We start from the raw sequence: 22,989 nt of genomic DNA, 5'->3' as shown, positions 1-22,989 counted from the left end.
CAGGGAAGGCCGGTAGAATGCCTTCCCCCTGGTTCGTTTTTATTCGAGATGCCGACACCGCGCCGTGCTGCGCTGATTCTTCTTTTGCTGGCGCTGTTTGCCCTGCTGGCGCTCTTTGGGTCGCTTTTTAGCGGCAGTCTGGCGGTGGCCCCGCAGGAATTGTGGGCGGCGGTGCTGGCCCATGCGTTTCATGCGAACGATGCCACCAATACGCCCGGTGCGCTGGTGCTCGAATTGCGCTTGCCGCGCGCCCTGGCGGCTTTCGCCTGTGGCGGTTTGCTGGCTTTGGCAGGGGTCTTGATGCAGGTGTTGTTGCGCAATCCCTTGGCGGATCCCTATGTGCTGGGCATTTCCGGCGGCGCTGGGGTGGGGGCGATGTCTGGCCTGTTTTTTGGTTTTTCTCTGTGGGCGGTCGATGCGTTGGCCTTTGCCGGGGCGCTGGCCGCCATGCTGACCGTTTTTGGCTTGGCGCGCGGTGACGGCAGCTGGACGCAGACGCGCCTTTTGCTCACCGGCGTGATCGTCGCCGCCGGCTGTGGCGCGCTGATTGCGCTGATGCTCTCGCTGGCCGAGGAAGGTCGGGTGCACGGCATGCTGTTCTGGCTGATGGGCGATCTCGGGCAAACCTTCACCTGGTGGCCGGCGATGCTGGTGCTGGTGCTGGCGCTGCTGGTCAGCCTGCCTTTTGCCCGCGAACTGAATCTGCTGGCGCGCGGCCTGATGCAGGCGCAGGCTTTCGGCGTGGCCGTCGGGCGGCTGCGTTTCATCGTCTATGTGCTGGCCTCATTGGCCACGGCGGCGGCAGTGACCACGGCGGGTTCGATCGGTTTCGTCGGTTTGGTGGTGCCGCATCTGGTGCGTCTGGCGATCGGCAATGATCAGCGCGTGCTGCTGCCGGCGGCGGCGCTGGCTGGCGGTGCACTGCTGGTGCTGGCCGACACGGCGGCACGTACCGTAATCGCCCCGCAGCAACTGCCGGTCGGCGTACTCACTGCCCTGATCGGCGTGCCGGTATTCCTCTTCCTGCTGGCGAGGCAGCCGCGATGACGGCGCACGCCATCTCCGCTCCACCCTTGTTGCAGGCTCGCCAACTGGTCGTCGAAATCGGCGGCAAGCGGGTGGTCGATGGGCTGACGTTCGATCTGGCGGCGGGCGAAAGCCTGGCCATTCTCGGCCGCAACGGGGCCGGCAAATCGACGCTGCTCACGACCCTGGCGGGTTTGCGTTCGCCGGCAGGTGGCGAAGTTTTGCTCGCCGGCACGCCCTACGCGCAGCTCAGCCCGCGGGAGGCTGCCTTGCGGCGCGGCTGGCTGGGCCAGTTTCAGCAAGATCCTTTCGGTGCCAGCGTGCTGGAAACGGCGCTGGCGGGACGCCACCCGCACCTCGGGCGCTGGGATTGGGAATCTGCCAGCGACTGCGACTGCGTGCGCGCCGCCCTGCAAGGCTTCGGCCTGAATGGCATGGAAGCGCGCCAGGTGCACACCCTCTCGGGTGGTGAGCGCCAGCGCCTGGCCCTCGCCACCCTGCTGGTGCAGGCACCACCCCTGTATCTGCTCGATGAACCCTTGTCGCACCTGGACCTCAACCACCAGATGGCGGTCTTGAGCCTGTTTTCCCAACTTGCCCGCGAGCAGGGTGCGGCAGTCGTCATGGTCTTGCACGAACCCGCCCTGGCCCACCGTTTCTGCGACCGCGCCCTGCTCGTGCATGGTGATGGCCGCTGTGTCCAAGGCACGGCGGATGAAGTCCTGACCGCCGATCAGCTATCCAACCTCTACGCCTACCGCCTGCGCCAGATCAGCGACGGCGGCCAGCGCTGTTTCATTCCGGAGTGAGGCCAGCGCTGCCGTGTGGCTCGGTGCAGCGTCAAATTCAAAGGCCGCCCGCGCATTCGCAAAAACCTGCAACTGGGCAGCGAGCATTGTATTTTCCTCTCCTTCCGCTACCTGTATCGCATCCTCGACGAGCTGCCTGCCGAAGAATTCAAGGACAGCAGCAACATCGTCGCCCGCCTCAATCTGCCCAATATGGCCTATGCGCGGCAGGCCATCGTCGATATCTACGCCCAGGCGCTGCGCGGCTTGCTGCAACTTGAACCCGATCAGGAAAAACGCCTAAAATACATGGACTTCGTCGACATTTACAGCCAACTGGACGACAATGAAAAACGGCTTTTCAGCGAAAAATACCCACAGGAGAAACAAACCATGACGACCTGGAGCGAACGCATGCGGGCCGAAGGCCGGGAACAGGGCATTTTGCATGGGATGCAACTGGGTGAGCAGAAAGGCGTGCAGCAAGGCGAACTCACCGTCCTGCTGCGCTTACTCACCCGCCGTTTCGGGCCGCTCGATGCGGCGACGCACGAGCGCTTGCAAAACGCCGGTTCGGCTGAGCTGGAGCAATGGGCCGACAACATCCTCGATGCCCGCACGCTGGACGAGGTATTCGACTGCCCTTGAACCGATGGCGCGGGCGTGGGCCACTCACTCTGTCCGCCCGGCCCGTTTCCTGCGCTGTAACAGCGCCCGGCATGGCCCCGGCCAGGCCTTTCTCTGCGCAACAAGCGTGCATGTGACTGTCTCCGGCACCGAAATGCCTGCAGGCAGGCGGAACAAAAACGACTGCGCTCGTATAAGCTGGCGTTTTTTTCGGAGTGAGCCCCATGAGCATCAGCCATCAGGAACGCATGCAGAAGAAGAAGGCCGTGATCGACGGCAAGATCGATGCGGCAAAAGTGGCGCGCGGCGTGCTGGTGGTGCATACCGGCAACGGCAAGGGCAAGTCGAGCGCCGCTTTTGGCGTGCTGGCGCGGGCCTTGGGGCATGGGCAGCGGGCGGCGGTGGTGCAGTTCGTGAAGGGGCGCAGCGATACCGGAGAGGAAGCGTTTTTCCGCCAGCAAGCTGGCGTGCGCTGGTATACCGGCGGCGAGGGTTTTACCTGGGAAACCCAGGACAAGGCGCGCGATGCCGCCGCCGCGCAGGCGGCCTGGGCCGTGGCGTGCGGGCATCTGGCGGATTCCGGCATCGATCTGGTGATTCTCGATGAACTCACCTATGCCTTCAAATACGGCTGGCTCGATCTGGATGCCGTCTGTGCCGTGTTGCGCACCCGCCCGCCGATGCAGCACGTCATCGTTACCGGCCGTGGCGCGCCGCCTGCCTTGCGTGAACTCGCCGATACGGTGAGCGACATCGGCATGGAAAAGCACGCTTTCCAGGCCGGCGTGCAGGCTATGCCGGGCTTGGAGTGGTGAGCTCATTTGAGATGAAGCGGCGACCCTGCTTGGCGCATTTCTGCGCCGCGCCAGGTGTCGTTCAGGGAGTGGCGGCGTGTTCGGCCTTGTCCTGCAGTCAAGAGCTTGCAGGTAGTCAGGCGGCCGACTTTTGATTAGAATCCGCCTCTTTCAGGTTTCCGGCGTTTGTGCGCTGGATGAAACGGGAAGCCGGTGACGTTATGTTAACCATTCCGGCGCAGCCCCCGCTGCTGTAAGTCCGACGAATTCGCATCACACCACTGTGTTCAGGCACGGGAAGGGGCGAAGGAGGGTGAGGACGAGCCAGAAGACCGGCCTGAAAAACAGGTTGCATGCGCTCCGGGGTGGGGGTGGTGGGCCGGTGCCCGCGCACGCTTTTTTTCGCCCGCACCTGCATCTTCCGTATTTTCCCCGCTTCAATCGCGCGCATGTCAGAACGAGGCGCTGTCGTAGGGGAGTCGAGCATGCACATCATGGAAGGTTTTTTACCGGTCAGCCACGCCGTGGGCTGGACGCTGGCGGCGCTGCCTTGTGTTGCCGCTGGAGTCGTGGCCTTGCGCCGACAGTTGGCGGCCCAGCCGCAGTTGCGCCCGGTACTGGGCCTGGCGGCGGCGTTTGCGTTTGTTTTGTCGGCACTGAAACTGCCTTCGGTTAGCGGTAGTTCCTCGCATGCCACTGGCGTCGGTTTGGGCGCTTTGCTCTTTGGCCCCTGGGTGATGGTGCCGATAGGCACGGTGGTGTTGTTGTTTCAGGCCTTGTTGCTGGCGCACGGCGGGTTGACGACCCTGGGCGCGAATGTGTTTTCCATGGCGGTGGTCGGCCCCTGGGTGGCCTATGGCGTGTTTCGCGCGGCAGGGGGCTTGGGTTTGGGTTTGTCGGCCAGCGTTTTTCTTGCGGCCTGCCTGGGTGATTTGGCCACTTATCTGTGCACATCGATCCAGTTGGCCTGGGCTTTTCCGGATCCGGTCGGCGGTTTTATTGCCGCCTTACAGAAATTTGTCGGTATTTTCGCTTTCACCCAGCTGCCCTTGGCAATCAGCGAAGGTTTGTTGACGGTGCTGGTGGTCAATGCCTTGCGCCGTTTCAATGCCGAGGAGCTGCGCCTGATGCCTTCTTTGGCGCACCGGGAGGTGCTGCGATGAAAGGGCGTAATTTTTTATTGATTGCCGCCGTGCTGGTGATCACCCTCGCCTCCCTGGTGTTTGCGCCGGCGGTGGAGATCGGGGCCGATGGCGAGAAGGCGGAGGCGTTTGCCGGGGCGGACGGCAAGGCGCAAGAGGCGATCGGCACCTTGGCACCGGATTATGTGCCCTGGTTTGCGCCGCTCTTGGCGCCGGCGGGTGGGGAGGTGGAATCCTTGCTGTTCGCCTTGCAGGCGGCTTTGGGGGCCGGGGTGATCGGTTACTGGCTGGGTGCTGCGGTCACGCGTGAACGTTATCGCAGCGGCGAGAAAACAGTGCCAGAAAACCCGGCGCAACAAGCAACCCGGCCGCCCTCCCAACGAAGCGCGCATGTTGATTGAACGCCTGGCCTATGGCAGTCGCTGGCGGCAGGTCAGTCCGGCGGCCAAGGCGCTCTTTGCCTTGGCCGCTCTGGTGGCTGCCTATATTGCTGCTTCGCCGCTGACGGCGCTGTGCCTGGCTGCCATACTGGCCGCCACCACCTGCTTTGCGGCGGGCGTGTCCGGCGCAGCCTATGCGCGTGTTGCCGCTCCGGCGCTGGTGTTTTTGCTGCTTTCCGTATTGCCCTTGTTGTGGGAAAACGACCCGTCCGGCGGTTGGCGGTGGTCAGCGCAAGCCCAGCCGCAGGTGGTCGCGCTGTTGGCGCGTGCCGTGGCAGCCTTGGCGGCCTTGCTGAGTTTGGTGTTGACGACGCCTTTGCCTGACCTGTTGGCCTTGCTGCGGCGTTTGCGTTGTCCTGAAGCGCTGCTCGATGTCATGGTGCTGTGTTATCGCATGCTATTTGTGTTTGAGCAGGCGCTGCGGGACACGGCGACGGCCCAGCGGGCGCGTTTGGGCTACGGTGGGCGCAGCGCGGCACGGCGGGCGCTGGGCGCGCTGCTGGCGAATCTGGTGGTGCAGGTCTGGCAACGGGCCGAGGCTTTGCACCGGGCGGCGCAGGCGCGCGCGAGTGAAGGGGCTTGGCGTTTTCTTGCGCCGTACTATGCGCACGCCCGGCGCGATGTGCTGTGTGCCGCGCTGGCCGGCAGTCTGCTTGTGGGCGCAGTGCGCTGGCCGTTATGAGTGTGCTACTGGAAAGCCGCGCCTTGCGCCATGTCTATCCCGGCGGCCATCCCGGTTTGCAGGATTGCTCGCTGGCCGTGCGTGCCGGCAGCCGCAATGCCTTGTTGGGCGGCAACGGCTCGGGTAAAACCACCTGGCTCATGCACTGCAACGGTTTGCTGCAGCCCAGCGCCGGCAGCGTGCATTTTGCTGGCGCGCCGCTCGCTTACGGGCGGGCGGAGTTACATGCCTTGCGTCGGCGGGTGGGATTGGTTTTTCAGAATCCGGAGCAGCAGCTTTTTTCTGCCAATGTCGCGGAAGACGTTTCTTTTGGTCCGCTCAATCTCGGGCTCCCCGAGGCTGAAGTACGCCAGCGTGTCGCCGACGCATTGGCCGCGGTGGGGATGCAGGAGGCGGCGCAGACGCCGATCCACCGCCTCAGTTTTGGGCAGAAAAAGCGTGTTTGTTTGGCCGGAGTGCTCGCCATGCAGCCGGAGCTGCTCTTGCTCGATGAGCCGATGGCCGGACTCGATGCCGCGATGCAGGACGATTTGTTGGCGCTCTTGGAAAACCTTACGGCGCGCGGCATCACCATTATTTTGTCGACGCACGATATCGATTTTGCCTACCGTTGGGCCGATGCGATTCATCTCTTGGCGGCCGGGCGCTGCGTGGCTTCTTTTGCCAGTGCCGATCTGGCGCAACACGCCGAAATCTTGCACGCCGCCGGGCAGCGTTTGCCGGCGGTGTTGGCGGTGCAAGAAGCCTTGGCGCAACAAGGTTTATCTTTTTCGCGGCCAGCGCGCAGTCTGCCGGATTTGCTGTCCGGGCTTGCCGCGCTTCCTTCTTCCTCTGAGAAATCATGACTTGTGTTGCTTCTTCCGTTTTACCCGGCACCATCTGGTTCGTTGGTGCCGGCCCGGGCGATCCCGACCTGATTACCGTCAAGGGACGCAAATTGCTCGAACAGGCGGGGGCGATTCTTTTCGCCGGTTCCCTGGTCGACCGTGCGGCCACGCAATACGCGCCGCCGGGTTGCCTCATTCGCGATTCCAAGGACATGACGCTGGAAGAAATGAGCGACTGGCTGATGGCTGCCGTCCGCGCGCATGCTACGGTGGTGCGCCTGCAAACCGGCGATCCTGGCCTGTATGGCGCGCTGATCGAAATGACACGCCCGCTCACGGCCGCCGGCATTGCCTGGGCGGTGGTGCCTGGAGTGTCCTCGGCCATGGCCAGCATGGCGGCGGCAGGCGAAACCTTGACCCTGCCGGAAGTGACGCAAACCGTCATCCTCACCCGCGTCGCCGGGCGCACGCCCATGCCACCAGGCGAGGATTTGGCCGCTTTGGCGGCGCATAAAACCACGCTTTGCATTTATCTCTCGATCACTTTGCTGCACAAGGTGCAGGACGCCTTGCGTCAGGCCGGCTGGGCAGAAGACGCGCCGATTCTGGTGGTGCATAAAGCGAGCTGGCCCGGTGAGGAAATTATCGTGCGCGGCACCCTGGCCGACATCAAGCAGAAATGCCAGGCGCAGAAAATCGCCAGCCAGGCCATGATCGTCGCCAGCCCCACTCTAGGCGCGGCGGATTGGGCCGATCTGGTGCGTTCGAAACTTTACGATCCGCAGTTTGCGCACCGTTTTCGCGGTCTTTTGGGAGCGCAGGCGGGGGAAAACAAATCGACTGCAAGAGGGCAAAAATGACGACCACTTACCTTCTCGTTGGCCACGGTTCGCGCGGCCCAAACGGCAACGTCGATACCGAGCGCTTCGCGCAGCTGTGGCGACAGCGCCATCCCGAGCGGCGCATCGCCTTGTGCTACATCGAATACGCTGAAACCTTGCTCGCTGCCGGGCTGGATCAGGCGGCAGAAGGGGCGCAGAAAGTCGTGCTGCTGCCCGTCATTCTGAATACGGCCGGCCACGTCAAGCAGGATCTGCCGCAGGCGGTGGCGGCGGCAAAAGCGCGCCACCCGGCGGTGGAATTCGTGATTACCCCGGCCTTGGGCATGGGGGCGGCGATGTTTGCGGTGCTGCAGGAGGCTTTGCGCGGTCTGCAGCAGGAACTGGCCCAGCCCGATCCGCAAACCACAGGCGTCATTTTACTCGGGCGCGGTTCTTCGGATGCCGGAGCCAACGGCGAGCTGGCCAAAATGGCACGCTGGCTGTTCGAAGCCAATGATCACCAACTCGTCGATCTGGCCTTTACCGGTGTCACTTGGCCGCGCCTGGAAACCGTGGTGCAGCGGCAGGTGCGCCTGGGCATGATGCAGATCGCCATTGTGCCGGCCTATCTTTTTTCGGGGGTTTTGATCGAGCGCATCGCGGCGCAAGTGGCGCGTTTGCGCGCCCAGTACCCGCAGATTCATTTTGTCTTGAGCGCGCCGCTGGGTTTTGCTCCGGGCATTTTTGCCCTGCTCGACCAACGGGCGGCGCAGGCCGATGCTCAGGCACCGGGCGCGCCCGAGATCGATGCGCCGGCGCAGCTGTGCGGCGGGCACAGCCATCACAGCCATCATAGCCACGAGCACCACCACCACCATCACTCGCACGCCAGCAGCGCCTGCGCCCATCACCATTCCCATTCCCATTCCTGAAGCGGAGAGATCATGACCCCAGTGCAAAACACAGTGACCGAGCAGCTGACGGCGGCCGGGCGTGCCATCGAACATGATTCGTTTGCCATCATCGATGCCGAAGTCGGCCCGCACGCCTACAGCGACGAGCAATGGCCGCTGGTGCGGCGCATGATTCATGCCAATGCCGATTTCGAATTCAACGGCCTGACGCGTTTTCATCCGCACGCCATGCAGGCCGGTTTGCGCGCCGTGCTCAAAGGCGGCACGCCGATCGTGGCCGATGTGGAGATGATCTGTGTCGGCCTTTCCAAGCCGCGTCTGGCGCATTTTGGCTTGTCTACGCAGCACTATATTTCCGATGCCGACGTGATTCGCGCCGCACAGGCCGAAAACAGCACGCGCGCCGTGCAGGCCATGCGCAAGGCGCAGCGCCTGGGCCAGCTCGACGGGGCCATCGTCGGTATCGGCAATGCGCCCACGGCGTTGATCGAGCTGGTGCGCCTGATCCGCGAAGAAGGCGTGCGTCCAGCCCTGGTCATTGCCATGCCGGTCGGTTTCGTGGCGGCGGCGGAGTCGAAAGATTTGATGATGGGCGTGGATGAAGTGCCCTGGGTGGCGATTCAGGGTCGCAAAGGCGGTTCGACTTTGGTCGTGGCAGCCATTCACGCCCTCTTGTCGCTGGCTGAGGCGGCCCAGAAGGCGGGTGTTTGAGCGCGGATGGGGCAAGAAATGTCAGCACAGAGTGCGCCGGCGCAAGACAAGGTACGCAAGGGCGATGCCCGGCGCCAGCGCGGTAATCGCACCGGCTTTACCACGGGTGCCTGTGCGGCGGCAGCAGCGCGTGCGGCGTGTTTGGGGCTGCTGCACGGCGTTTTGCCGGACCGTGTGCAGTGCCGCTTGCCCAATGGGCAGGAGCAGGAATTTGCCGTTGCCGCAGGCGAAGTGAATCTTGCGCAGCATTGGGCGCAAGCCGTCATCATCAAAGACGCCGGGGACGATCCGGACGCGACGCACGGTGCGCACATGACGGCGCGGGTGCGCTTGTTATTGCATCGTGCCGGCGAAATTTTGCTCGAAGGCGGTGCCGGCATCGGCGTAGTCAGTAAGGAAGGTCTGGGGCTGGCGGTGGGCGGCCCGGCGATCAACCCGGTGCCACGGCGCAACATCACCGACAATCTGCGCGCCGTGGCCGGGGAATTGCTCGAACACGATGGTCTGGCCGTCACGCTCTCCGTCCCGGGGGGCGAAGAAATGGCGAAGAAAACCCTGAACGCCCGCCTGGGCATTCTCGGCGGCATTTCCATACTCGGCACCACCGGTATCGTGCGCCCCTATTCGACCGCCGCCTTTCGTGCCAGCGTGGTGCAGGCGGTGGATGTGGCGGCCAATCAGGGGCAGCGGCATCTGGTGTTTACCACGGGCGGGCGCACGGAAAAATTCGCCATGCGCGAACTGCCCATGCTCGACGAGTCTTGTTTTGTGCAAATGGGCGATTTCGTCAAAGCCGCCTTCACCAGCGCCATTAAGCGCGCCGCGAGCGAGATTACGGTGGGGGCGATGGTCGGCAAGCTGACCAAAATGAGTCAGGGTTTGGCCGTGACGCATGCCTGGAAGGCGGAAATCGACCGCGAAGTTTTGGCCGAATCAGCGCGTGCCGTGGGTGCGCCGGAAGATTTGATCGCCCATATCCGGGCCGCCGAAACGGCCCGTTTTGCTGCCGAAAAATTGGCCGCCCTCGGGCTGACCGTGGCTTTTCACCGCCAGCTCGCGCAGGCCGCGCGGCGCAGTCTGCTCGCCTGTTACCCCGGCAATTACCGCTTGAACCTCTTGGTCTGCGATTTTGAAGGCCGTTTTATTTGTCGTCTGGAGCACGATGAACTCGTCTGAATCACAAGCGCCCTGCCTTTTGCTGGGTATTCTCGATGATGGCTGGGGCGGTCTGGGCGATCGCGCCCGTGCGCATTTGCTGGCCGCCGATCTGGTCATTGGTGCCGCGCGTACGCTCGAACTGGTGCGCGACAAATTGCCGCCTGCGGCGCAGCTACGCGCCATGGACGGGCAGCTCGGGCAGGTGCCGGCCTGGATCAGCGCCGCCCGTGCGGCCGGTCAGCGCGTTGTGGCGCTGGCCACCGGCGACCCGCTTTGCCACGGCATCGCATCCTGGTTGACCGGCAAGCTGGGGCCTGAGGCTTGCCTCATCGAGCCGGCGGCGTCCACCTTGCAACTGGCGTTTGCCCGCTTCAAAACGCCCTGGCAGGACGTGCGGATTGCCACCTGCCACAGTGCGGACGCCGGCGAATGGTTTCTCGGCGCGCCGCCCACGCACGGCTTATACAAACTGATGCGCAGCATCGCGCACGCCCCGCGCGTGGCCTTGTTCACCGGCCCGGAAAATACCCCGGCCCGCTTGGCGCGAGCTCTGCTGACGGCAGGTTATGGTGCGACGGCGCGCCTTTCGGTAGCCTGTTGTTTATTGCTGCCAGAAGAAAAAATCTACACCGGGCTGGCGCTGGAAACTGCAGCCCGCATGGATTTCCCTCAGCCGAACGTGGTCTTGGTCGAACGCGAAAACGCACCGCGACACCCCTTGTTCGGCCTGGAGGATGCCGAATATATCCAGCGCAGTCCGGAAAAAGGCTTGATCACCAAGCAGGAAGTGCGTGCCCTGTCGCTCGCCAAATTGCGTTTGCGCCCGGACAGCGTGGTCTGGGACATTGGCGCAGGGGCTGGATCGGTCGGCCTGGAGGCGGCGCAGCTGGCGAGTTTCGGTCACGTCTGGGCGATCGAGAAAAATGCGGGCGATGCGGCCAATGCCCGCGCCAATGCGCTACGCCTGCAGATTGGCAATTATTCCCTGGTAGAAGGCAAAGCACCGCAACATCTGCACGCATGGCCGGACCCTGACGCGGTTTTCATTGGCGGCTCCGGCGGCGAGCTGACGCAACTCATTGCCCTGGCTTTGCAGCGTCTGCGCACAGACGGGCGCTTGGTGATGAATTTCGTCACCCTGGAAAATCTGGCGACGGCCACGGCCACATTGCAGCAGCTGGGTGTGCCGTGGGATGTGGTGCAGCTGCAGGCAAGCCGCAGCCAGCCGCTGCTGGATATGCACCGCCTGGCAGCACAGAACCCGGTGTGGGTGCTGACGGCGCACAAAACAACTTCGGCGACCCCGCCCCAGCACGAGGAAAACACATGAGCACAGAAAAAACCTATGGCAAGTTGATTGGCGCCTCGCTTGGCCCCGGCGACCCCGGCCTGATCACCCGCCACGCCTGGGATGCCCTGCACAGCGGGGCGCGCTGGTTGTATCCGGTGAAAAAGGCGGCAGAAATGTCTTACGCCTTGTCGATTGCCGAGCGCGCCGGCATTGCGCTGCCGCAAGACCGGGTGGAGCTGGTTTTTCCCATGACGCGTGAGGCAGACATTCTCGCCAAAGCCTGGATGCGGGCGGCCGAGCAAACCGTCGCCTTGCTCGCGGAAGGGCGCGATCTGGTTTTTTTGGTGGAAGGCGATGCCTCCACTTTTGCCACCTTCGGCCACCTCGCCCGCGTGGTACGCGAATTGGTGCCGGAGGTTTGCGTGGAAACCATCGCCGGTGTCTCTTCCTTCGCGGCAGCGGCAGCGGCGGCAGAAGTCACCCTGGCCGAGGAAGATGAAACCTTTGCCATCATCCCGGCCGCTTACGGGGTGGCGGTGATCGATCATTTACTCGATGAATTCGACACCTTGGCGCTTTTGAAAGTCAAGCCGCTGGTCGATGAGGTGATCGACCTCCTGGCGCGGCGCGATTTGTTGGCCAGTTCGGTGTTTGTCGAAAAAGTCGGTGCGCCGGATGAGCGCATCGTGCGCGATGTGGCCAGTTTGCAAGGTCAAACGGTGAATTATCTGTCGCTGATGCTGGTGCAAAACCCCAAACGCGTGCGCGGCGAGCTGCGCCGGGGCTGCCGCAAACGCCAGGAAGGCGCAGCAAATGCCGAGGGGGCGCCATGAAGGTGGCGGTGCTTGCCATTACCAAACATGGTCTGGCGCAAGCCGCGCGCATTCTTGCGGCACAGCCGGAGGCGCGGCTTTTTTGTCCGGACAAGTTTGCCTCTGCGCTGGCGGCGTTTCCGAGCAAGCTTTGTCAGGTGTACAGCGGCAAAACGGCGGCCCAGGTACCGGCTTTGCTGGCCGGTTTCGATGCTTTGATTTGTGTGGTGTCGATCGGTGCGGTCGTGCGTCTGATTGCTCCGCATCTGGGCGACAAGGCGAGTGACCCGGCGGTGCTGGTGGTCGATGAAGCCGGGCAGTTCGTCATTCCCGTATTGTCCGGCCACCAGGGCGGGGCGAATCAGTTGGCCGGGCAGTTGGCGGCAGCATTGGGCGCAACGCCCGTGCTGACCACAGCGTCCGATGTGCGGCAAACATTGGCGGTGGATTTACTCGGGCGTGAATGGGGGTGGCGTATCGAGGCGAGTCCCGCCGCCTTGGTGCACGCGAGCGCCGCCATGGTCAATGAAGAGACGGTGGCCCTGGTTCAGGAGGCCGGCGAAAGCGATTGGTGGAGCGCTCATGCCAATGGCCGCAGCGGCCCTTTGCCGGCCAATCTGCGCCATTTCGCCACCCTGGAAGACGTGCCGCTGGCCGAAGTGGCGGCTGTTTTGTGGATCAGCCGGCGTCCGCTGCCGGCAGAATTGACCGGCGCGCTGGCCGGGCGCTGCATCGTTTATCGCCCGGGAGATGCGGCGTGCGCTTAGCACTTGGCCTGGGCTGCGACCGAGGTACGCCGGCCAGCACGATCGCACAGGCGATTACGGAAGCGCTCGCCGCGCTGGCCGCGAATCCGGCTGCGAAACCGGCTGATGTCGTGGCGGTGGCTTCGATCGATCTTAAAGCGGACGAACCCGGGCTGGCCGCCGTGGCGGCGCAGTACGGCTGGCAGATTCGGTTTTATCCGGCGGCAGAACTGGCCGTGGTGCCGGTCCCCAACCCTTCCGAGACCGTGCGCCGCTACACCGGCACGCCGTCGGTAGCAGAGGCGGCGGCACTCCTGGTCAGCGGCCTGGATGCGGCCTGTTTGAGCATCGAAAAACATAAATTGCGCGGCCCGGATGGGCGTAATGCCACCGTCTCCGTCGTTACTTTTCCCCCTGAGAGGCTATTTGCATGAAAAACGGAAAAATTACCCTGGTCGGCCTAGGCCCCGGCAGTGTCGAGCATCTTAGCGCGCGCGCCCGCGCCGCCATTGCCGAAGCCGATACAGTGATCGGCTACGCCACCTATGTGCGCCTGGTGGACGATTTGCTGGCCGGCAAGGAAGTCATCAAAAAAGCCATGACGGAAGAGCTCGACCGCGCCATCGAGGCCTTGGCCCGGGCGCAACAGGGGAAAAACGTCGCCCTCATTTCCTCTGGCGATGCCGGGGTGTATGGCATGGCTGGACCGACCTTTGAAGTGCTGTTTCAAGCCGGCTGGACGCCGGATTCGCCGATTGCCGTGGAAATCGTGCCGGGGGCCTCTGCCTTGAACTCTTGCGCAGCGCTGGTGGGGGCGCCGCTGACCCATGACTTTTGCGCCATTTCGCTCTCCGATCTGCTCACCCCTTGGCCGAGCATCGCCCGTCGGCTCGACGCTGCAGCCTATGCCGATTTTGTGGTTGCCCTGTACAACCCGAAAAGTGGCCGGCGTACCGGACAAATTCTTGAAGCGCAGCGGATTTTCCTGGCCCACCGTGCGCCGGAGACGCCGGTGGCCATCGTCAAGTCGGCCTATCGCCCCAAGCAGCGCATCGAATTCACCACCCTGGAAAAAATGGCGGAAGCCGATATCGGCATGTTGTCTACCGTACTCATCGGCAATTCCAACACCTTCATTCGCCACGGCCTGATGGTGACGCCGCGCGGCTACGCCAATAAATATGCGGTGGAAGAAGGGGCGCGCAACACCCACGCCGGTGAGCAGGCGGGGCGCTCTTTATCAACGGGTCTGGAGGGCTGGCGGGCGGAGATTCGTGCCAGCGGAGAAAGCCCGGCGGTTTTGGCGGCGCGCTACCGTCTGCCAGAAAACTACATCGCGGCCGCCTTGCGTGCGGCTGCCGAGAACGAGTAGTCGCCATGCCGAGCTGCCCTGCCTTGCTGCTTGCCGCCCCCGCTTCGGGCCAGGGAAAAACCACGGTGACTGCCGCGCTTGCCCGTCTGCACGCCCGTCAAGGGCGGCGGGTAACGGTATTCAAATGTGGCCCGGATTTTCTCGACCCGCAGATTCATGCCTTTGCCAGCGGCCGGCCCTGTCAGAACCTCGATCTGGGTATGTGCGGCGAAGCCGATGCGCGCTGGCGTTTGGCGCAGGCGGCGGCAGATTCCGATCTCATCCTGATCGAGGGGGTGATGGGTTTGTTCGACGGCACACCGAGCGCCGCCGACATTGCCGAGCGTTTCGCCATTCCTGTGCTGGCCTTGATCGATGCCGGGAAAATGGCGCAAACCTTTGGGGCCGTTGCGCACGGCCTGGCGAGTTATCGCCCTGGCCTGCCGTTTGCCGGCGTGCTCGCCAATCGGGTGGCCAGCGCGCGCCATGGGCAAATGCTGCGCGAGAGCCTGCCGCCCGGTTTGGGTTGGTTCGGTGGCCTGCCCAAGCAGGGAGAGCCTTTGCCGGAGCGGCATCTGGGTTTGCTCCCGGCGGCAGAAATCGACGATCTGGCGCAGCGTCTGGAGCAATGGGCCGATGCGCTGGCGGCCAGTACGCAGATCGATCTACCCGCCCCGGTGCATTTTGCCGATACGCCCGCGCCCGTGCTGAAACCCCTGCTGGCTGGCCGGCGCATCGCCATTGCGCAAGATGCCGCGTTTGCTTTCATCTATCCGGCCAATCTCGATTGCCTGCGCGCCTTGGGTGCGCAGTTGCATTTTTTTTCACCCTTGGCGGGCGATGTGAACAATGTGCTGCCCACCTGCGATGCCCTCTGGCTGCCGGGCGGCTATCCCGAACTGCATGCCGCCAAACTCAGCCAGCAAGGTGCTTTGTGGCAGGCGCTGGCGGCGCACGTGGCCGCTGGAAAACCGGTATTGGCAGAATGTGGCGGCATGATGAGCCTATTTGAAAGCCTGTACGACACCGAGGGTCGCAGGCACGCCATGGCAGGGATTTTGCCCGGCGAAACCCGCATGCAAAAACGCCTGGCGGCCTTGGGGACGCAATTCGTCAGCCTGCCGGAAGGCCGTCTGGCCGGACACAGCTTTCATTATTCGTTGAGTCACACGCCTTTGTCGCCGCTTTGTCAGGCAGAAACCGCCCAGGGCAAGGCAGGCGAAGCGGTGTATCGTCGGCAGCGCCTCACGGCCTCCTATGTGCATTTTTATTTCCCATCTTCCCCCAGTGCCACGGCGGCCTTGTTTTTGCCCCTTTAAGCCCTTGGCTTGAAGCAGCGCCAAGGAAGACTCGCTCTGAGCACAGGGTTCGATATTTCATTTTTTCCGAAGTTTTATTGCGCCTAACGCTGATTTTTACGAAGCGGCATGGCCGGGTACAATCGGCCTACTTTTTTTCTGGAGACAGGCATGAACAAATTTTTCGCCTTGGTGGCCGCCGTCGTCGTCGGCTTCACCCTCAATATCGGCGATGCCGAAGCCAAGCGTTTGGGCGGCGGCGGCTCCTTCGGCATGAAGCGGCAGATGACGCCGCCGGCCAAGAATACTGCGCAGCAAGCCCCGCAAAAGCAGCAGGCCGGCACGCCGGCGCAACAAGCACAACCCAAGCGCTCCTGGATGGGGCCATTGGCCGGTTTGGCCGCTGGCCTGGGTCTGGCCGCTCTGGCTTCGCACCTGGGTTTCGGTGAAGAAATGGCCAACATCATGATGATCGCCCTGCTGGCGATTGCCGCGCTGATGCTCTTTCGTTATTTCACGCGCAACAAAAATGCCCCGGCGCAAGGTTTGCAAAATGGACTGCAATATGCCGGCGCAAGGCCGGGTGGTAGCGCGGCTGCCCGTCCAGAATTTACTCCGGCGGCAGGCGGCGCAAGTGGCGCAGTGGCGGGTAACAGCGGAACGACGCCCGGGACGATTCCGGCAGATTTCGATGCGGCGGCTTTTGTGCGCAACGCCAAGCTGAATTTCATCCGTTTGCAAGCCGCCAACGATGCCGGCAATCTCAATGACATTCGCGAATTCACCAGTCCGGAAGTTTTTGCCGAAATCAAGCTCGCCATCGACGAGCGCCAAGGCGCAACACAGGAAACCGATGTCGTGCATCTGGATGCCGAGGTGCTGGACGTGACCGAAGAAGCCCAGCGCTATATCGTCAGCGTGCATTTCAGCGGCCAGATCCGCGAAGAACGCGGCGGCCCGGTGGCAGACTTCGCAGAAGTCTGGCACATGACCAAGCCGGTCGACGGCGGCCAGGGCTGGGTGATTGCCGGGATCGAGCAGGCTTGAGCGCCTGTAGTCGTTAGCGCACAGCCGTCAGCAAAAAAGCCACGCAAGTGGCTTTTTTCATGGTTTGCAACGCATCAGTCGCGGATCGCAAACCGGGTTTACGATTGCACTTCCATAGCCCAGTTCAGGGCTTCGAGGTGGTTGTCGGTAGCCTGTTCCGGGCTGACGCGACAGAGCGCCGCGGCGTTTTGTAAACCTTGTGGGTCTTTGAAACCCTGCTCGCAGGCGAGCGCCAGTTCCAGATAGGGGGCGTACGGGCCATTGCCGTCGAGCAGGGCGGCGCGGACGTCATCGGCCAGCGACAAGGGGGCAATGGCTTTGGCCAGTGGCACTTGCAAAACGATGTCGGCCAGGGAAAGCAGGCCGACGAGAAAGAGCGAATCGCTCTGTCCGGGCAGTTGCGCGCCGCCCAGTAATTCCAGCATGCGGGCGCGCACCAGAGCGATTTCGAGCGCGGCAGAGGTGCGTCCGTTGTTGGCATCCGGCGCACAGGCCAGCAGGATCAGCCAGCGGTAGAGACGTTCGCGGCCAAACATGAGCAAGGCGTGCTCGATCGAGGTTACGGGTTCTTGCGGCTGATAAGCGGCCGAATTGACATAGCGCAAAAGGCGCAGCGACAACGCGGCGTCTTGCTTGAGCAGCTGGGCGATTTCCTTGGTGTCGCCGTCGGCGCGCACCTTGGCCAGTAGATTGGCGATGCGCAGGGTGTCCGGCCCCGGCTCGCGCTTGCCCCATTCCTCGCGGCGGGTGATAAATTCGCCGTGGAACAGGCTAGCGCCCATTTTGTGCGCAAAACGAAAATCTTCCAGCGCCGGCAGATCGCGCACCAGCCAGCGCGCTTTGCTTCCCTGCTCAGCCTGTAGCTGGCGCAGGCGAGTGCAGTGGTTGGGGTAGAGTGTGGGCGCTTGTAAGGCAATGAATTGCGCGCTGGCCAAGGCACCAGCATATTCTTGAATGACCAGCGGGTCGGGTAGGCCAATGCGAAACCCTGCGGCTTGGCGCTGGCGTATCGTATTGAGCAAGGTTTCCGGGGCTAAATTGCCGGTATCCGAAAAAGGCGGTGCCAGCAGCAAAATGATTTGCTGGGCAGGTAATTTATCGAGCAAAGGGTGGCTGAGGAAAGAGTCCGGAATCTCGATGCACGCCAAACGTTGCCCGAGCAGCCGATCGATGCGCGCATCGAGTAGATGCCCGACCAGAATCTCCGCATACAAATGCTGCAAGCGCCGGCTGCTATGGCGGATATGCTGGTGCGTTGTCTCTTGCAAGGAAAAGAGATAAGCCACGATGCGCTGGTCTTCGTTGAGGATAGGCTCGCGGCAAAGATAGGTCGCCGTTTTGTTGGTGCTCTGCGTTGGGTTTTCTTCGCCAGCGGTTGTGATCGTTGCGGCAAGGGAAGGCGCAAGGGACGGCGCTGCCGAAGCTGTTGGCGCGCCCTGCTGTGCCGGAGATGCAGGCGGCGAGCGCTGGGCTTGCGCCGTTTGACCTGTATCGGCTGCCGCATCTGGTGTGCCGCCCATGAAACGGCCAAAAATCTTCTTGAACACATCGCCCCCTGGCTGTCGAGTTATGCCCACATTATAGAAGAATGCCGCTGGAGTCTTTCGCGATAGCAGGAATGGTCTTTGGCCTTGCGCTTTATCCGGCCCGCAAAATCCGCCAATACTGAAATTTCAAGGCGGCTATGGCACCGCCGATGATGGCGGCCAGCGCCAGGAAGGAACCGAGGGCGAGGGTGGAGATGCCGCTGAGGCCTTGGCCGATGCTGCAACCCAAGGCGGTGACGCCGCCAAAACCCATGAGGGCAGCGCCGATCAGGTGATTGGCCGTATCTTCGACGCCGCCGAAACCTTCCCAGCGAAAACTGCGGGTACTGAGCGACCAGGCGAGCGAACCGGCAAACAGGCCGAGGACGGTGGCGATGCCCAGGGTCAGGACGCGGCTGCTGTCGGACCAGAGCATCAGCCATTCCAAGGTGTAGGCGGTGGGGCCGACAAAGGAAAAAGCTTCCATGCGCCCGCTGTTGGTGGCGATAAAGGCTTCTTGCAGGGTTTCCGGGTGTTCGGCGACATAGCCCAAGTGGCCGCTGACATACCAGATGCCGACGATGACCAGACCGCTGCCGATGCCGCCGATGAGAGAATCGAGTTGCCAAAAATCGCGTTTGGCGAGGCTCCACGTCACCAGCGCACCGCCTGCGCCGTAGACTGCCGCTGTGCCGGCGATTTCGGCGTTCACACCAAGGCTGCGCAGCAGACCGGCGAGATCCGCGCCGGGGGGCAGGCGGAGCGTCCAGGGATCGAGAAAATTCACCCGGAAGACGCCGAGAATGCCGCGCATCGTCATGTAGGCGAAGATGCCGAGAACGAGAAAAACGACCAGGGATTTCAGATTGCCGCCGCCGATACGCAGCAGCATTTTCGAGCCGCAACCGGAAGCCAGCACCATGCCAAAACCAAAGCAGAAGCCGCCGATCAGGAAAGACAGCCAGGGCAGCTTGCTGACGCGATAGGCCGATTGGCTCAAGTCGATCCAACCGGCCAGATCGAGCGTGCCCGTGCCGATGATGGCGACACCGATGGCCAATAGCCACATGCGCATGCGATTCCAGTCGCCCATGTTGACGATGTCGGCGACGGCACCCATGGTGCAGAAGTGGGTTTTTTGGCCGATCAGGGCGAAAACGAAGGCGAGCGCGAAGGCGAGCCCGGTGATCAGCGGGGGCGAGATTTCGGTCATGGTCAACACTGGTAATGCGTGGGATCGCTGATGCCGGCGGCGGCAAAACCGGCGGCGCGCAGGCGGCAGGAATCGCAGACGCCGCAGGCGCGGCCGGCGTTATCGGCCTGGTAGCAGGAAACGGTGAGGCTGTAATCGATACCGAGTTGCACGCCTTGGGTAATGATGTCGGCCTTGGAAAGAGCGATCAGCGGTGCGTGGATGCGCACCCCCCGGCCTTCGACCCCGGCCTTGGTGGCGAGGTTGGCCATGGTTTCGAAGGCGGCGATGTATTCCGGGCGGCAATCCGGGTAACCGGAATAATCGACGGCATTGACGCCAACGAAAATGTCGCGGCTGCCCAGTACTTCGGCCCAGGCCAGCGCCAGCGAGAGCATGATGGTGTTGCGTGCCGGAACGTAGGTGATGGGAATGCCGGTTTGTGCGCCGTCGGTGGGTATCGCCAAGTTGGTATCGGTCAGCGCGGAGCCGCCGAATTGCGCCAGACCAAAGTCGATGACACGTTGTTCGGCGGCCCCCAGCGCGGCGGCGACACGCTGGGCGGCAGCAAGTTCGGCGCGGTGCCGCTGGCCGTAGTCAAACGACAGGCAATGGGCGGCAAAGCCTTCTTGGCGTGCCAAGGCAAGGCAGGTGGCCGAATCGAGGCCGCCAGAAAGAAGAACGACTGCTTTTTTCATCGAAAACGAGTTGCGTTTGGAAGGTTTTGGGGTGGGGCGCGAATATACCTGAGCCTAGCGCGCCGTGCCGAAACATTGCAGGCCAGCCAGATCGACGACATGAATGCCGCCGTACTCGCAGCGCACCAGCCCGGTTTCTTCCAGAATTTTGATGCCTTGGTTGGCGCGCTGGCGGGAAATACCCGCGAGGTAGCCCAGTTCTTCTTGCGAAATTTGCAGAAATTGCTGGGTGTTCGGATAGAGCACCGGGTTGAACAAGGCCCCGAGTATGCGGGCGATGCGGGTATCGATATCGAGCATGCGCTCGTTTTCCATCATGCCGATGAACTGGCCTAAGCGCTCATTCAACTGCGTGATCATGTAACGGTTGAAGGCGATGCTGTGGTCGAGCAGCCATAAAAAGGTGGCGCGGTTCATGAAGGCGATGCGGCTTTCGCGGATCGCCATGACATCGTAGCGGCGCGGTTCTTCCTTGAGCAGCGAACCTTCGCCAAACCAGCCGCCGTTGCCGATGCCGGTGAGCGAGGTGGTTTTGCCGCAGGTCCAATGGCTGGCCATTTTGCCCAGACCGTTGATGACACCCATCCAGTGTTTGACCGGCTCGCCCTTCATGCAGATGAAAGCGCCGGGGGCGAAGCTGCGCTCGATGGTGCCGGCCAGCGCACGCTGCAATTCTTCTTCACTCAATGCCTTGCCCCAGAGGGAGGAGCGTAGCAATTCCTCAGCATTTTTCATGTTTTGTCCGGATTGTCTGCCCGGTGACAATTATAAGCAGCAAAGCCTCCTACACTGGCAGCACGGTAACAAAACTGCGCGTCATGCAAGTCTGCTGTAAGTTAAGGCCGCGCACAATGAAACCACCACCAAAGACCGCAAACGAAGAGTTGTGGCGTGAGGAGACAATTTATGCAGGCAAAGTACGCCGCGCCGGATGGTCAGCACACCTTCCCGCGCTTGATGATGCACCATGCCGTCGTGCGTCCGCAGGCCCCCGCCATGCGCGAGAAAGATCTCGGCATCTGGCAGACCTGGAGCTGGGCCGAGGTCGCCGAACGCGTGCGCGCCCTGGCCTGTGGGCTGGCCGAATTGGGTTTTCGCCGGGGCGACAATCTCGCCATCGTCGGCGATAACCGCCCGCATCTCTACATGATGATGACCGCCGCCCAGTGTTTGGGCGGGGTGCCGGTGCCGCTCTATCAAGATGCGGTGGCGGAAGAAATGCTCTTCGTTCTGCAAGATGCCGGCGTGCGCTTCATTGCCGTCGAGGATCAGGAGCAGGTCGACAAAATGCTCGAAATCAAGGCGCAGGTGCCCATGCTCGAGCACATCATCTACGATGATCCGCGCGGCATGCGCCACTACAACCAGCCTTTCTTGCATGACATGCACGCGGTGATGGAGATGGGGCGGATTCACGATCGCAACCATCCCGATTTTCTCGACCACGAAATCGAGCGCGGACATTTCGACGATGTCTCCGTGATGCTCTACACCTCGGGGACGACGGGTAAACCGAAAGGTGTCTGCCAGACGCACGCAGCCTTCATCGCGGCAGCGCGCGGCGGTGTCGAAGTCGACCGGATGAACGCCGAGGGCGACATTCTTTCCTACCTGCCCATGGCCTGGGTCGGCGACCACCTCTTTTCCTTTGCGCAGGCCATGGTGGCGGGTTTCACCATCAACTGCCCGGAATCCGGTGACACGGTGATGACCGATTTGCGTGAAATCGGCCCCACCTATTACTTTGCCCCGCCGCGCGTTTTCGAGAGTCTTTTGACCTCGGTGATGATCCGTATGGAAGACGCCGGCAAGCTGAAGTACAAAATGTTCCATCACTTCATGGACGTCGCCAAACGCTGCGGCGCGGATATTCTGGACGGCAAAGCGGTCTCCGGCGGCGATCGTTTTCAGTATTGGCTGGGTAATTTGCTGGTCTATGGGCCCTTGCGTAATGTCCTGGGCATGAGCCGGGTCAAGGTGGCTTACACCGCTGGCGCAGCGATCGGGCCGGATTTGTTCAAGTTTTACCGCTCCATCGGCATTAATTTGAAGCAGTTCTACGGCCAAACCGAAACCTGCGCCTATGTCTGCTTGCAGCCGGATGGCAAGATCAAGTTCGACTCCGTCGGCCCGGCGGCCCCCGGGGTGCAGCTGAAAATTGCTGATAACGGCGAGGTGCTGGTCAAAGGGCCAATGCTGCTCAAGGAATATTACAAGCGTCCGGAAGACACCGCGGGCGCTTGCGATGCCGAAGGCTGGTTCCTCACCGGGGACGCGGGTTTTCTCGATGAAGACGGTCATTTGAAGATCATCGACCGCGCTAAGGATGTCGGCAAACTTTCCAACGGCGCGATGTTTGCGCCCAATTACATCGAAAACAAGCTCAAATTCTTCCAGCACATCAAGGAAGCCGTGTGTTTTGGCAGCGAGCGCGAGATGGTGACCGCCTTCATCAATATCGACGTGGGTGCCGTCGGCAACTGGGCGGAACGGCGTGGTATTGCCTATTCGGGGTACACCGATTTGGCGGCCAAGAGCGAAGTCTATGAACTGATCAAGAGCTGTCTGGAAGAAGTCAATGCCGCGCTGGCCAGCGACGCCATGATGGCCGATTCGCAGGTGCATCGTTTCCTCATCTTGCACAAGGAACTCGACCCGGACGACGACGAGCTGACGCGCACGCGCAAGGTGCGGCGCAATTTCGTGTCAGAAAAATACAAGGTGCTGATCGACGCGCTCTACGACGGCAAGGCCAGCCAGTTCATCGAAACCGAGGTCAAGTTTGAAGACGGGCGGCGCGGCAAGGTGTCGGCGGATTTACGCATCGACGACGTGAAAACCTTCCCGATTGCACGAAAGGCGGCCTGAGATGACTGTCTGGAAAAACCGTATGGAACGCGGATTTTCGCGGCGCAAATCGGCTGGCGCGGATCAACCCGTCAGCGCATTTGCCTTCGATCCGCGTCTATCCGCGACATCCGCCGAATCCGTGTTAAAGATTGGAAGTGCCGCATGAGTAAAAAAATCGGCGAGGTCATTCTCGACCTGCAAAACATTTCGCTGCGCTTTGGCGGCGTCAAGGCGCTGACGGATATTTC

At 62.3% G+C, this 22,989-nt stretch carries 24 protein-coding genes, 1 pseudogene and 1 riboswitch; of the genes and pseudogenes, 21 read left to right on the top strand and 4 right to left on the bottom strand.

Annotated features, from left to right (window positions below; all coding sequences use genetic code 11):
- The first annotated feature begins 48 nt into the window (after positions 1 to 48).
- From ACM62Q_RS09845 to ACM62Q_RS09755, 19 genes are all read left to right on the top strand, one after another.
- On the top strand, positions 49 to 1,047 hold the full coding sequence (locus tag ACM62Q_RS09845; protein WP_415036062.1) for a FecCD family ABC transporter permease: 999 nt from the start codon (positions 49 to 51) through the stop codon (positions 1,045 to 1,047).
- Complete coding sequence (locus tag ACM62Q_RS09840) at positions 1,044 to 1,835, top strand: ABC transporter ATP-binding protein (RefSeq protein ID WP_415036060.1); 792 nt, start codon at positions 1,044 to 1,046, stop codon at positions 1,833 to 1,835. The genes ACM62Q_RS09845 and ACM62Q_RS09840 overlap by 4 nt, the downstream gene beginning before the upstream one ends.
- A gap of 15 nt (positions 1,836 to 1,850) precedes the next feature.
- Complete coding sequence (locus tag ACM62Q_RS09835; protein ID WP_415036058.1) at positions 1,851 to 2,462, top strand: DUF4351 domain-containing protein; 612 nt, start codon at positions 1,851 to 1,853, stop codon at positions 2,460 to 2,462.
- 203 nt (positions 2,463 to 2,665) lie between these two features.
- The gene (cobO, locus tag ACM62Q_RS09830; RefSeq protein ID WP_415036056.1) at positions 2,666 to 3,256 is read left to right on the top strand and encodes a cob(I)yrinic acid a,c-diamide adenosyltransferase; all 591 of its coding nucleotides are present in this window, start codon (positions 2,666 to 2,668) and stop codon (positions 3,254 to 3,256) included.
- A gap of 135 nt (positions 3,257 to 3,391) precedes the next feature.
- Positions 3,392 to 3,591: riboswitch (cobalamin riboswitch) on the top strand.
- 129 nt (positions 3,592 to 3,720) lie between these two features.
- A complete protein-coding gene (locus ACM62Q_RS09825) occupies positions 3,721 to 4,398 on the top strand; it encodes an energy-coupling factor ABC transporter permease (protein WP_415036054.1) in 678 nt (225 codons plus the stop codon).
- Positions 4,395 to 4,778: an energy-coupling factor ABC transporter substrate-binding protein gene (locus ACM62Q_RS09820; RefSeq protein ID WP_415036052.1), complete on the top strand. Its 384-nt coding sequence runs from the start codon at positions 4,395 to 4,397 to the stop codon at positions 4,776 to 4,778. The genes ACM62Q_RS09825 and ACM62Q_RS09820 overlap by 4 nt, the downstream gene beginning before the upstream one ends.
- Positions 4,768 to 5,499: a cobalt ECF transporter T component CbiQ gene (cbiQ, locus tag ACM62Q_RS09815; RefSeq protein WP_415036050.1), complete on the top strand. Its 732-nt coding sequence runs from the start codon at positions 4,768 to 4,770 to the stop codon at positions 5,497 to 5,499. Before ACM62Q_RS09820 ends, cbiQ begins: the two co-directional genes overlap by 11 nt.
- Positions 5,496 to 6,344 carry an energy-coupling factor ABC transporter ATP-binding protein gene (locus ACM62Q_RS09810; protein WP_415036048.1) on the top strand — a complete coding sequence of 283 codons (849 nt, stop codon included), beginning with the start codon at positions 5,496 to 5,498 and terminating at the stop codon, positions 6,342 to 6,344. The genes cbiQ and ACM62Q_RS09810 overlap by 4 nt, the downstream gene beginning before the upstream one ends.
- Complete coding sequence (cobM, locus tag ACM62Q_RS09805; RefSeq protein ID WP_415036046.1) at positions 6,341 to 7,186, top strand: precorrin-4 C(11)-methyltransferase; 846 nt, start codon at positions 6,341 to 6,343, stop codon at positions 7,184 to 7,186. Before ACM62Q_RS09810 ends, cobM begins: the two co-directional genes overlap by 4 nt.
- Entirely contained in the window at positions 7,183 to 8,079 is an 897-nt protein-coding gene (locus ACM62Q_RS09800; RefSeq protein WP_415036044.1) for a sirohydrochlorin chelatase, read from the top strand. The genes cobM and ACM62Q_RS09800 overlap by 4 nt, the downstream gene beginning before the upstream one ends.
- A 12-nt stretch (positions 8,080 to 8,091) precedes the next feature.
- Positions 8,092 to 8,772, top strand: coding sequence for a precorrin-8X methylmutase (locus ACM62Q_RS09795; protein WP_415036042.1), 681 nt, complete (start codon positions 8,092 to 8,094; stop codon positions 8,770 to 8,772).
- An 18-nt stretch (positions 8,773 to 8,790) separates the two neighbouring features.
- Positions 8,791 to 9,948 carry a cobalt-precorrin-5B (C(1))-methyltransferase gene (locus ACM62Q_RS09790; RefSeq protein ID WP_415036040.1) on the top strand — a complete coding sequence of 386 codons (1,158 nt, stop codon included), beginning with the start codon at positions 8,791 to 8,793 and terminating at the stop codon, positions 9,946 to 9,948.
- Positions 9,935 to 11,260, top strand: a complete 1,326-nt coding sequence (gene cbiE, locus ACM62Q_RS09785; protein ID WP_415036038.1) for a precorrin-6y C5,15-methyltransferase (decarboxylating) subunit CbiE — start codon at positions 9,935 to 9,937, stop codon at positions 11,258 to 11,260. The genes ACM62Q_RS09790 and cbiE overlap by 14 nt, the downstream gene beginning before the upstream one ends.
- Positions 11,257 to 12,054 carry a precorrin-2 C(20)-methyltransferase gene (gene cobI, locus ACM62Q_RS09780; protein ID WP_415036036.1) on the top strand — a complete coding sequence of 266 codons (798 nt, stop codon included), beginning with the start codon at positions 11,257 to 11,259 and terminating at the stop codon, positions 12,052 to 12,054. Before cbiE ends, cobI begins: the two co-directional genes overlap by 4 nt.
- Entirely contained in the window at positions 12,051 to 12,800 is a 750-nt protein-coding gene (locus tag ACM62Q_RS09775) for a cobalamin biosynthesis central domain-containing protein (protein ID WP_415036034.1), read from the top strand. The genes cobI and ACM62Q_RS09775 overlap by 4 nt, the downstream gene beginning before the upstream one ends.
- Entirely contained in the window at positions 12,791 to 13,213 is a 423-nt protein-coding gene (locus ACM62Q_RS09770) for a cobalamin biosynthesis protein (RefSeq protein WP_415036033.1), read from the top strand. Before ACM62Q_RS09775 ends, ACM62Q_RS09770 begins: the two co-directional genes overlap by 10 nt.
- A complete protein-coding gene (gene cobJ / locus ACM62Q_RS09765; RefSeq protein ID WP_415036031.1) occupies positions 13,210 to 14,151 on the top strand; it encodes a precorrin-3B C(17)-methyltransferase in 942 nt (313 codons plus the stop codon). The genes ACM62Q_RS09770 and cobJ overlap by 4 nt, the downstream gene beginning before the upstream one ends.
- A gap of 5 nt (positions 14,152 to 14,156) precedes the next feature.
- Positions 14,157 to 15,449: a cobyrinate a,c-diamide synthase gene (locus ACM62Q_RS09760; protein ID WP_415036029.1), complete on the top strand. Its 1,293-nt coding sequence runs from the start codon at positions 14,157 to 14,159 to the stop codon at positions 15,447 to 15,449.
- 150 nt (positions 15,450 to 15,599) lie between these two features.
- Entirely contained in the window at positions 15,600 to 16,475 is an 876-nt protein-coding gene (locus ACM62Q_RS09755; protein ID WP_415036027.1) for a Tim44 domain-containing protein, read from the top strand.
- Between the two features lie 98 nt (positions 16,476 to 16,573).
- On the opposite strand, the gene ACM62Q_RS09750 is transcribed toward ACM62Q_RS09755, so the two are convergent.
- From ACM62Q_RS09750 to ACM62Q_RS09735, 4 genes are all read right to left on the bottom strand, one after another.
- Positions 16,574 to 18,022, bottom strand: coding sequence for an EAL and HDOD domain-containing protein (locus tag ACM62Q_RS09750; protein WP_415036025.1), 1,449 nt, complete (start codon positions 18,020 to 18,022; stop codon positions 16,574 to 16,576).
- A 91-nt stretch (positions 18,023 to 18,113) separates the two neighbouring features.
- On the bottom strand, positions 18,114 to 19,214 hold the full coding sequence (locus ACM62Q_RS09745; RefSeq protein ID WP_415036023.1) for a YeeE/YedE family protein: 1,101 nt from the start codon (positions 19,212 to 19,214) through the stop codon (positions 18,114 to 18,116).
- 2 nt (positions 19,215 to 19,216) lie between these two features.
- Positions 19,217 to 19,891 carry a 7-cyano-7-deazaguanine synthase QueC gene (queC, locus tag ACM62Q_RS09740; protein WP_415036021.1) on the bottom strand — a complete coding sequence of 225 codons (675 nt, stop codon included), beginning with the start codon at positions 19,889 to 19,891 and terminating at the stop codon, positions 19,217 to 19,219.
- Between the two features lie 54 nt (positions 19,892 to 19,945).
- A complete protein-coding gene (locus tag ACM62Q_RS09735) occupies positions 19,946 to 20,626 on the bottom strand; it encodes a Crp/Fnr family transcriptional regulator (protein ID WP_415036019.1) in 681 nt (226 codons plus the stop codon).
- 171 nt (positions 20,627 to 20,797) lie between these two features.
- Here ACM62Q_RS09735 and ACM62Q_RS09730 point away from each other — a divergent pair, with 171 nt between their 5' ends.
- Both ACM62Q_RS09730 and ACM62Q_RS09725 read left to right on the top strand, forming a co-directional pair.
- Positions 20,798 to 22,759, top strand: a complete 1,962-nt coding sequence (locus tag ACM62Q_RS09730; protein WP_415036017.1) for an AMP-dependent synthetase/ligase — start codon at positions 20,798 to 20,800, stop codon at positions 22,757 to 22,759.
- A 144-nt stretch (positions 22,760 to 22,903) separates the two neighbouring features.
- Positions 22,904 to 22,989: pseudogene (locus tag ACM62Q_RS09725) on the top strand (ABC transporter ATP-binding protein); the annotation flags it as partial.

Origin of the sequence: Azonexus sp. (assembly GCF_047638095.1) — a bacterium.
Lineage (GTDB): Bacteria > Pseudomonadota > Gammaproteobacteria > Burkholderiales > Rhodocyclaceae > Azonexus.
This window is presented reverse-complemented; position numbering and strand designations above follow the sequence as displayed.

Excerpts from the sequence above, each read along its gene's own strand:
- ACM62Q_RS09845 (WP_415036062.1), top strand. The coding sequence starts at position 49 with ATGCCGACACCGCGCCGTGCTGCGCTGATTCTTCTTTTGCTGGCGCTG.
- ACM62Q_RS09840 (WP_415036060.1), top strand. The coding sequence starts at position 1,044 with ATGACGGCGCACGCCATCTCCGCTCCACCCTTGTTGCAGGCTCGCCAA.
- cobO (WP_415036056.1), top strand. The coding sequence starts at position 2,666 with ATGAGCATCAGCCATCAGGAACGCATGCAGAAGAAGAAGGCCGTGATC.
- ACM62Q_RS09825 (WP_415036054.1), top strand. The coding sequence starts at position 3,721 with ATGCACATCATGGAAGGTTTTTTACCGGTCAGCCACGCCGTGGGCTGG.
- ACM62Q_RS09820 (WP_415036052.1), top strand. The coding sequence starts at position 4,395 with ATGAAAGGGCGTAATTTTTTATTGATTGCCGCCGTGCTGGTGATCACC.
- cbiQ (WP_415036050.1), top strand. The coding sequence starts at position 4,768 with ATGTTGATTGAACGCCTGGCCTATGGCAGTCGCTGGCGGCAGGTCAGT.
- ACM62Q_RS09810 (WP_415036048.1), top strand. The coding sequence starts at position 5,496 with ATGAGTGTGCTACTGGAAAGCCGCGCCTTGCGCCATGTCTATCCCGGC.
- cobM (WP_415036046.1), top strand. The coding sequence starts at position 6,341 with ATGACTTGTGTTGCTTCTTCCGTTTTACCCGGCACCATCTGGTTCGTT.
- ACM62Q_RS09800 (WP_415036044.1), top strand. The coding sequence starts at position 7,183 with ATGACGACCACTTACCTTCTCGTTGGCCACGGTTCGCGCGGCCCAAAC.
- ACM62Q_RS09795 (WP_415036042.1), top strand. The coding sequence starts at position 8,092 with ATGACCCCAGTGCAAAACACAGTGACCGAGCAGCTGACGGCGGCCGGG.
- ACM62Q_RS09790 (WP_415036040.1), top strand. The coding sequence starts at position 8,791 with ATGTCAGCACAGAGTGCGCCGGCGCAAGACAAGGTACGCAAGGGCGAT.
- cbiE (WP_415036038.1), top strand. The coding sequence starts at position 9,935 with ATGAACTCGTCTGAATCACAAGCGCCCTGCCTTTTGCTGGGTATTCTC.
- cobI (WP_415036036.1), top strand. The coding sequence starts at position 11,257 with ATGAGCACAGAAAAAACCTATGGCAAGTTGATTGGCGCCTCGCTTGGC.
- ACM62Q_RS09775 (WP_415036034.1), top strand. The coding sequence starts at position 12,051 with ATGAAGGTGGCGGTGCTTGCCATTACCAAACATGGTCTGGCGCAAGCC.
- cobJ (WP_415036031.1), top strand. The coding sequence starts at position 13,210 with ATGAAAAACGGAAAAATTACCCTGGTCGGCCTAGGCCCCGGCAGTGTC.
- ACM62Q_RS09760 (WP_415036029.1), top strand. The coding sequence starts at position 14,157 with ATGCCGAGCTGCCCTGCCTTGCTGCTTGCCGCCCCCGCTTCGGGCCAG.
- ACM62Q_RS09755 (WP_415036027.1), top strand. The coding sequence starts at position 15,600 with ATGAACAAATTTTTCGCCTTGGTGGCCGCCGTCGTCGTCGGCTTCACC.
- ACM62Q_RS09745 (WP_415036023.1), bottom strand. The coding sequence starts at position 19,214 with ATGACCGAAATCTCGCCCCCGCTGATCACCGGGCTCGCCTTCGCGCTC.
- queC (WP_415036021.1), bottom strand. The coding sequence starts at position 19,891 with ATGAAAAAAGCAGTCGTTCTTCTTTCTGGCGGCCTCGATTCGGCCACC.
- ACM62Q_RS09735 (WP_415036019.1), bottom strand. The coding sequence starts at position 20,626 with ATGAAAAATGCTGAGGAATTGCTACGCTCCTCCCTCTGGGGCAAGGCA.
- ACM62Q_RS09730 (WP_415036017.1), top strand. The coding sequence starts at position 20,798 with ATGCAGGCAAAGTACGCCGCGCCGGATGGTCAGCACACCTTCCCGCGC.